Annotated in this window: 6 protein-coding genes; 2 read left to right on the top strand and 4 right to left on the bottom strand. The window is 68.7% G+C overall.

Going from position 1 to position 7831, the window contains the following annotated elements; all coding sequences use genetic code 11:
* Window positions 1-4 precede the first annotated feature (4 nt).
* Together trpS and QZV72_RS11140 are read right to left on the bottom strand one after the other, a co-directional pair.
* Entirely contained in the window at window positions 5-1012 is a 1008-nt protein-coding gene (gene trpS, locus QZV72_RS11145) for a tryptophan--tRNA ligase (RefSeq protein WP_297008481.1), read from the bottom strand.
* Between the two features lie 11 nt (window positions 1013-1023).
* A complete protein-coding gene (locus QZV72_RS11140) occupies window positions 1024-1953 on the bottom strand; it encodes a LysR family transcriptional regulator (RefSeq protein WP_297008479.1) in 930 nt (309 codons plus the stop codon).
* 86 nt (window positions 1954-2039) lie between these two features.
* Between QZV72_RS11140 and QZV72_RS11135 the strand changes: the two genes are divergently transcribed.
* Window positions 2040-2969, top strand: a complete 930-nt coding sequence (locus tag QZV72_RS11135) for a hypothetical protein (RefSeq protein WP_297008477.1) — start codon at window positions 2040-2042, stop codon at window positions 2967-2969.
* 253 nt (window positions 2970-3222) lie between these two features.
* Here QZV72_RS11135 and QZV72_RS11130 read toward each other — a convergent pair whose 3' ends face one another.
* The gene (locus QZV72_RS11130; protein ID WP_297008475.1) at window positions 3223-4197 is read right to left on the bottom strand and encodes an exodeoxyribonuclease III; all 975 of its coding nucleotides are present in this window, start codon (window positions 4195-4197) and stop codon (window positions 3223-3225) included.
* 10 nt (window positions 4198-4207) lie between these two features.
* A complete protein-coding gene (locus QZV72_RS11125; RefSeq protein ID WP_297008474.1) occupies window positions 4208-5509 on the bottom strand; it encodes an MFS transporter in 1302 nt (433 codons plus the stop codon).
* 361 nt (window positions 5510-5870) lie between these two features.
* Here QZV72_RS11125 and QZV72_RS11120 point away from each other — a divergent pair.
* Window positions 5871-7831 (top strand): NADP-dependent isocitrate dehydrogenase (locus tag QZV72_RS11120; RefSeq protein ID WP_297008473.1); only part of this gene is annotated, 1961 nt, incomplete at its 3' end.

Below are 7831 nucleotides of genomic sequence, written 5' to 3'. Positions count from 1 at the left end.
CGCCTTACCGCAGCAGCCCCATCCGCTCGTACACCTTGGCCACGAGCGGCTCGGCGACGGCCGCGGCCTTCTCCGCACCACGGTCGAGGATGCGCCTGAGCTCCGCCGGGTCGGCCATGTACTCGTCGTAGCGGGCCTTCAGCGGGGTGGTGAACGCCTCCAGGACGTCCGCCGTGTCCGTCTTCAGCGCACCGTACTGCGCGCCGGAGGCCCGGTAGCCCGCAACGATCTCGTCCACGGGCTTACCGGTCAGCGCCGACTGGATGACCAGCAGGTTCGACACGCCCGGCTTGTTCTCCTTGTCGTACCGGATCTCCCCGTCATTGTCGGTGACCGCACTCCTGATCCGCTTGGCGGAGGTCTTCGGCGCGTCCAGCAGGTTGACGATACCCTTCGGGTTCGTCCCCGACTTGCTCATCTTCGCCGTCGGCTCCTGCAGGTCGTAGATCTTCGCCGCACCCTCCGGGATGAACCCGTCCGGCACCACGAAGGTCTCACCGAACCGCGCGTTGAACCGCTCGGCGAGGTTGCGGGTCAGCTCCAGGTGCTGCCGCTGGTCCTCCCCCACCGGCACGAGTTGCGGGCTGTACAGCAGGATGTCCGCAGCCATGAGCATCGGGTACATGAACAGGCCCGCGGAGGTCCGGTCCGCACCACGCTTGGAAGACTTGTCCTTGAACTGCGTCATGCGGGACGCCTCGCCGAACCCGGTGAGGCAGGTCAGCACCCACGCCAGCTCCGCGTGCTGCGGCACCTGGGACTGCACGAAGATCGTGGACTTCTCCGGGTCGATCCCGAGCGCCAGCAGCTGCGCCACGCCGGCGGTCGTGCGGTCACGCAGCTCCGCCGGATCCTGGTCCACGGTGATGGCGTGCAGGTTCGGGATGAAGTAGAAGGCGTCGTAGTCGTTCTGCAGGTCGATCCACTGCTTCACCGCTCCCAGGTAGTTACCGAGGTGGTAGGAGTCCGCAGTGGGCTGGATTCCGGACAGGACTCGCTGCATTTCACTCATGACCGGCAACCTTACATCGGCGCGCGGCCCACCCCGCCGACTCCCTCCCGCGCGATGTCCAGTAGCACAGCAGCGTCCGGCTCCAGGGTGCCGTGCCGCGGGAACACCGCCCGGATCAGCCGTCGGAATGTGGCGTCGCGCACCGGGACGCGCACGAGTTCCCCCAGCTTGAGCTCCCGCGCGACCGCCCGGGCGGCGATGACCGTCGGCTCCCCCATCCCGGTCACCGCCGCCCGTTGCGCGGACAGTGAGCCGAACTCTCCGGCGGGCGCGGCGATCGTGCCGAGCACGTCCTCGACGACATCGCGGGAACCCGAGCCGACCTCGCGCGTGATCAGTGGTGTACGGCGCAGCTCTGCCGCCGTCACCCCCGGCCCGGTGCGGGCGTCCCGTGCGGCCCAGGGATGGGACGCCGGGACCACGACGATCAGGTCATCCACCCCGACGACCGCAGAGTCGAGTCCGTGGCTGACTGCCGTGCCCTCGACAAAGCCGAGCGGACAGTCCCCGTCAGCGACCGCATCCCCCACTGCCGCAGAGTTGCAGGGACGAAGCAACAACCTGACCTGTGGTTTCTGCTTGTGGAAGCGGGCGGCCCAGGACGGGAAGTACAGTTCAGCGACCGTGTTGGACACCGCCACCGGCAGAGACCTTGCCGCATCCGGTCGGGCGGCGCCGGCAACGACGCGGGAGAAGGTACCGGCCGCGTCAAGGTACTCGTGGGCGGCGTCAAGGACCGCGCGGCCTCGCTCGGTCGGCTCGGAACCGCCGATGCCGCGGCGGAAGACCCTCACCCCCAGCGTCTTCTCGGCGGACGCCACCCGCGCGCTCACGGTCTGTTGACTGAAACCCAGTGCACGGGCCGCCGAGGCGATGCTGTGGTGCTCATCGACGGAGATGAGGGTGACGAGCTGATCGACCGGCGGCACGTTGGGATACATGGGCGCATTGTACAAAAAAGTCCTGTACCCCCGACCGTGGAACTCGTTATCCCTGGTCAGGACGTTGAGGGGCTAGCTTCGATCTCATGTCCGTGACACATACCCCCACCGCGCCGGCACTGCCCGCCCCCGGCGCGGCCTGGGGTGGCGCGGTCATGGGACTGTCCGTCACCGCCTCCCTGCTCGGACTCCACCTCGGTTCCGGCGCAGGCACCGCCGTCGCGACCGCCGTCACCGCTCTCGCCGCCGTCGTCCTGGTCGTCCTGCTCCTCGGCGCGGTCCGCACCCCGAGATTCGACGACATCCCCGCCTGGTCGATGATGGCGATGGGGGTACTGGCCCTCGGGTCCGCCGCGGACACGAACCTCGGGTGGACCGGCGTCCACGTCGCGACCTGGGTCCTCGGCACCGTCGCGGCGGTGACCGTCCTCGCCGTCCAGAGCATCCGACTGCTGCGCGGGGAGGTTCCCGCCGTGTTCCCGGGCGTCCTCCCGCTGGTCACGCCGATGGTCGCGGCGACGAACGCCGCCCAGCTCGACCACCCCGCCCTGGGCACGGTCCTCTTTGTCGCGTCCCTGGTCACCGCCCTTCCCGCCTTCGTGCGCGTCTACCTCGGTGAGGGACGCCGCCCGCAGCGGGAGGTCGCGGCGACGGCGTGGATCCCGCTGGGGGTCGTCGGCCAGAGCTCCACCGCCGCCCTGCTGCTCACCGACGGAACCACCGTCGGGGTCGTCTACGCCGTCACCTTGCTGGCTCTGGGGGGACCCGCGGCGGCGTGGGCGATCGTCAACCACTGGGGTGCGCTCACCCACCTGCCGGCGGCGAACCCGTCCTGGTGGGCGGCGACGTTCCCGGTCGGTACCTGCAGCCTGGGCACGTACACGCTCGCCGACGCCACCGGCGCGGGCCGGGTGGACGCAGTCAGCGTCCTCCTGCTGGTCCTGCTGTGCGTCCACGTGGTGGCCGCCGTCGCGGGTGTCGCGTCCGCAGCGGTGGCGCAGCTGTGCGGGCGTTGACCACCTCCGCGTTCATTTCACTTCTGACGACACCGCTGCAACACTGATCGGCGGGGACGGCCGGTCGGGCCACGGGGGAACATGAACGACAGCGGTGGGACGCTGTCCGTCACCGATCACCGCGCCCCCGGGTGGGACCAGACGACGTTCACGGTTCCGACCTTTCGCCGGGTCGGAGCGACAGCCACCGGGGCGGAGCGACGACCCGGGAGTCTCAGCGACCACCCCCGGGGGCGTTTCCGGGCCGGTCAGTCTACCGGTACTCCACCAGCACCGGCGAGTGGTCGCTCCACCGCAGGTCGTAGTCTGCGGCTTTGTCCACCCACGCGGCAACCGCACGCTCGAACAGCGGGCGGGACGCGATCTGGTAGTCGATCCGCCAGCCCGCACCGGTGTCGAAGGCCTTGCCGCGCCAGGTCCACCAGGAGTAGGGGCCCTCCTCCTCGTCGGCGTGCAGCTGACGCAGGACGTCGAACCACTGCGGGTCATCCGCTGCTCCCCCGGCGATCCGTGCCCGGGCCACCGGGCCCGGCACGTAGTCGACCGCCCCGAAGAAGTCACCGACCCCACCGGCGGGATTGCCGGCACGTCCGGCGTCGGTGGCGTCCCCCACCTGGGTGGCGGCGTCCGGGAAGGTGCCCAGCAGCGAGTCCATGAAGGCACGCTCATCAGGCAGGAACCCGGATTTCTTCCGGTTGGGACGCCAGTTCTTCAGGTCCGCGCGGCGGTGGCAGATGTTCCAGTCGCCGCCGACGATCATCTCCTCCCCGCTCGCGGCGCGGGCGGCGAGGTAGGGCCCGAGGACATCGAGGAAGCGGTACTTCTCATCCTGCCTGGCGGTGTTCTCCGCGCCCGAGGGCAGGTAGACGCTGGCGACGGTGATGCCACAGGTCTTCGCCTCGATCCAGCGTCCGGCGTCGGCGAACTCCGCACCGCCGGGAGTGTCGGCGAAACCGACCTGCACCTCGGTGACCGGCCTCCGCGACAGGACCGCCACACCCGCCCGCCCCTTCGCAGCGGCCTCTGCCTGCGCCAGGTGCCAGCCGGACTCCAGTGCCGGGGCGAGTGCCGCCTCGGTCTGCCCGGGGGTGGCGCGGACCTCCTGCAGCAGGACGATGTCGGCGGGGGTGGCGTCCAGCCAGGGGAGGATGCCGTGGTTGAGGTCGTTGCGCTGCTTCGCGGCGGCGCGGATCCCGTTGACGTTGACGGTGGCGACGGTGAGACTCATGCGCACCACCCTAACCGGCTGCAGGGACCGCCTGAGGGACCGACCGGGCCAGCTGCCTCCGGTAGAGCAGCTGGGTCGGTATGAAGATCGACAGACCACACAGCGCGAGTCCCGCACCGGCCAGGGCGGGTGCGGAATAGGAGTGACCGTGGTCGATGACCATGCCCCCGATCGCCGCACCCGAGGCGTTCGCGATGTTGAATGCGGACTGGTTCATTGCGGCGGCGAGGTTCTGGGCCCTGCCGGCCACGTCCATGAACCGGGTCTGCATGACGATGACGAGGATCCCGCCGCCGACCGACACCAGGCCGAACAGCAGGATCGCCAGCGGGGCGACGGTGCTGCCGAAGTAGAAGGCGACGAGCATGACCGCCATGATGAGGAAAGCTCCGACGATCGACCGGGAGATGTTCCAGTCGGCGAGGCGTCCGCCGACCATGTTCCCGACGACCATCCCGATGCCGTAGACCATGAGCACGAACCACATCATGCCCTCCGGGTAGCCGGCGCGTTCGGTCATCGTCCAGGAGATGTAGGTGTAGACGCAGAACATCCCGCCGAAGCCGACCGCACCGGACGCGAGGGTGAGCCACACCTGGGGGTTGACCAGCGCCCCGACCTCGGTGGAGGGACGGGTCTCCGGCATGAGTGTCATGTGCGGCATGGAGTGCCACAGTCCGGCGAGGCAGAACAGGCCGATCACGGCGACGACGCCGTAGGCGGCGGACCAGCCGAGTACCGAACCGATCCACTGTGCCGCCGGTACACCGATGACCGTAGCCGTGGCCAGGCCCAGTGAGATCCGGGCGATGGCCTGGCCTCGTTTCCCGGGGTCGGCCATCGAGGCGGCGATGAGGTTGGCGACGGCGAAATAGGCACCGTGCGGGAACCCGGCGATGAACCGGGCGACCATGAGCAGGCCGTAGGAGTGGGCGAACATGCTCAGCCCGTTGCCGAGTGTGAAGGCCACCATGAGGATGATGATGAGCCGACGTCGGGGGATCCGTCCGGTGAGTGTGGTGATCAGCGGAGCACCGACGACCACCCCCATGGCGTAGGCCGTGACGACGTGCCCGGCCTGGGCCTCGGTGATGCCGAAGTCGTCGGCGATGTAGCTCAGCAGACCCATCGAGACGAACTCGGTGGTGCCGATGCCGAAACCACCGAGGGCGAGGGCCAGCATGGCGACGGGGCGCCGGCGGCGTCCCATCTCGGTCTGCCGGGGCAGCGGGGAGCGGTGCGGGTGGGGGACCCGGGGGGTGCGCAGCGCCCGGCGTGCGGTCGTGTCGGCGGGTGAGGGGGAACCAAGCATTAATTCATCACCTTTTCAGAGAAAAGAGAGCGGTGCGGGGGAATCGTCGGGCGTCGGGAAAGTCCCTATGCGACCACGTCGGAGCACATCACGCAAGCCGGGCCGTGGCCGGTGTGACCGGCCGGTCATCGTGTCCCGATCGGGACCCCGCCCACTGTGACCTGCGTGACAACCGCCCGTCCGTTCCCACTCGTCGGCATGCCCCCGGGACGGGTGGTGGAGATTACTTTGCCGTATCATAGTCCCCGTGGATTCCGGCGACATCGCTCGCCACCGAATGACATGCGAATACACCGGGTATTAACTGAGCACCGTGTCAGTTGACCGCCCACCGCAATAGAACTCAAGGGAGTACCTGCCCATGGCCAAAATCATCTACACCCGCACCGACGAAGCGCCGCTCCTCGCGACCTACTCTCTGCTGCCCGTGATCGAGGCGTTCGCCGGGACCGCCGGCGTCAAGGTCGAGACCAGGGACATCTCACTGGCCGCCCGCATCCTCGCCGCCTTCGACGATCTCCTTCCCGAGGAGCAGCGGGTGGATGACGCCCTCGCCGAGCTCAGCGAGATCACCAGGCAGCCGGACGCGAACATCATCAAGCTGCCGAACATCTCGGCGTCCGTCCCCCAGCTCAAGGCCGCCATCGCGGAGCTGCAGGCCGCCGGCTACGCACTCCCGGACTTCCCGGACGAGCCGACCACCGACGCCGAGAAGGACGCCCGCGGACGCTATGACTCGGTGAAGGGCTCCGCCGTGAACCCGGTCCTGCGTGAGGGCAACTCCGACCGCCGTGCCCCGCGGGCGGTGAAGAACTTCGCCCGCAAGCACCCGCACACCATGGGTGCCTGGTCGGGGGACTCGAAGACCAACGTCGCCACCATGACCGAGGGCGACTTCCGCCACAACGAGAAGTCCGTGATCATCGACGGGGACGACACCCTGCAGATCCGTCTCGTCGCCGCCGACGGCACCGTCACCGTGCTCAAGGAGTCTCTGCCGGTCCTCGACAAGGAGATCGTCGACGCCACCGTGCTGCACGCCGCCGCCCTCGACGGCTTCCTGGCCTCCCAGATCGCCCGTGCGAAGGAGGAGGGTGTCCTTTTCTCCGCGCACCTGAAGGCCACCATGATGAAGGTCTCCGACCCGATCATCTTCGGCCACGTCGTCCGTGCCTTCTTCGCGGACGTCTTCGCGAAGTACGGTGACGAGCTGCTGCCCCGCGGCCTCAACGGCGAGAACGGTCTCGCCGCCATCCTCTCCGGCCTCGACGAGTTCGAGGACCGCAACCTCGCCGACGAGATCCGCGCCGCCTTCGACAAGGGCTTCGCCGAGGGTCCGTCGATCGCCATGGTGAACTCCGAGAAGGGCATCACCAACCTCCACGTGCCCTCCGATGTCATCGTCGACGCCTCCATGCCCGCCATGATCCGCACCTCGGGTCACATGTGGAACAAGGACAACCAGGAGCAGGACACCCTCGCGGTGATCCCCGACTCGTCCTATGCCGGGGTCTACCAGGTCGTCATCGACGACTGCCGCAGGAACGGAGCCTTCGACCCGACCACCATGGGCACCGTGCCGAACGTCGGCCTGATGGCGCAGAAGGCCGAGGAGTACGGCTCCCACGACAAGACCTTCAGGATCCCCGCCGACGGAACCGTCGAGGTCGTCAACTCCGCCGGCGAGGTCCTCCTGTCCACCACGGTCGCCGCCGGCGACATCTGGCGCGGCTGCCAGGCCAAGGACATCCCGGTCCGCGACTGGGTCAGACTGGCCGTCAACCGGGCGCGTGCCACCGGGTGGCCGACCGTGTTCTGGCTGGACCCCACCCGCGCCCACGACCGCAACATCAGGAGCAAGGTCGAGGAGTACCTGAAGGACGTCGACCTTGTCGGTGACACCGAAGGTCTCGACATCCGCATCCTCTCCCCGGAGGACGCCTGCCAGCTCTCCATCGACCGTATCCGCGCCGGTGAGAACACCATCTCCGTGTCCGGCAACGTGCTGCGCGACTACCTCACCGACCTCTTCCCGATCATGGAGCTGGGCACCAGCGCCAAGATGCTGTCCATCGTCCCGCTCATCGCGGGTGGCGGCCTGTTCGAGACCGGTGCGGGCGGCTCCGCCCCGAAGCACGTCCAGCAGCTGATCGAGGAGGACTACCTCCGCTGGGATTCACTGGGCGAGTTCCTCGCCCTGGCCGAGTCGCTGCGCAAGCTCGCTGAGACGGACGGCAACCCCCGGACCCCGATCCTCGCGGACGCCCTCGATGCGGCGACCGAGAAGATCCTCAACGAGGACAAGTCGCCGGCCCGCAAGAT

It is taken from the genome of uncultured Corynebacterium sp., from assembly GCF_902782855.1.
Taxonomy (GTDB): domain Bacteria; phylum Actinomycetota; class Actinomycetes; order Mycobacteriales; family Mycobacteriaceae; genus Corynebacterium.
The sequence above is the reverse complement of the archived record's forward strand: the minus strand, read 5'-3'. Positions and strand labels throughout refer to the sequence as shown.

Excerpts from the sequence above, each read along its gene's own strand:
- QZV72_RS11135 (WP_297008477.1), top strand. The coding sequence starts at position 2,040 with ATGTCCGTGACACATACCCCCACCGCGCCGGCACTGCCCGCCCCCGGC.
- QZV72_RS11140 (WP_297008479.1), bottom strand. The coding sequence starts at position 1,953 with ATGTATCCCAACGTGCCGCCGGTCGATCAGCTCGTCACCCTCATCTCC.
- QZV72_RS11130 (WP_297008475.1), bottom strand. The coding sequence starts at position 4,197 with ATGAGTCTCACCGTCGCCACCGTCAACGTCAACGGGATCCGCGCCGCC.
- trpS (WP_297008481.1), bottom strand. The coding sequence starts at position 1,012 with ATGAGTGAAATGCAGCGAGTCCTGTCCGGAATCCAGCCCACTGCGGAC.
- QZV72_RS11125 (WP_297008474.1), bottom strand. The coding sequence starts at position 5,509 with ATGCTTGGTTCCCCCTCACCCGCCGACACGACCGCACGCCGGGCGCTG.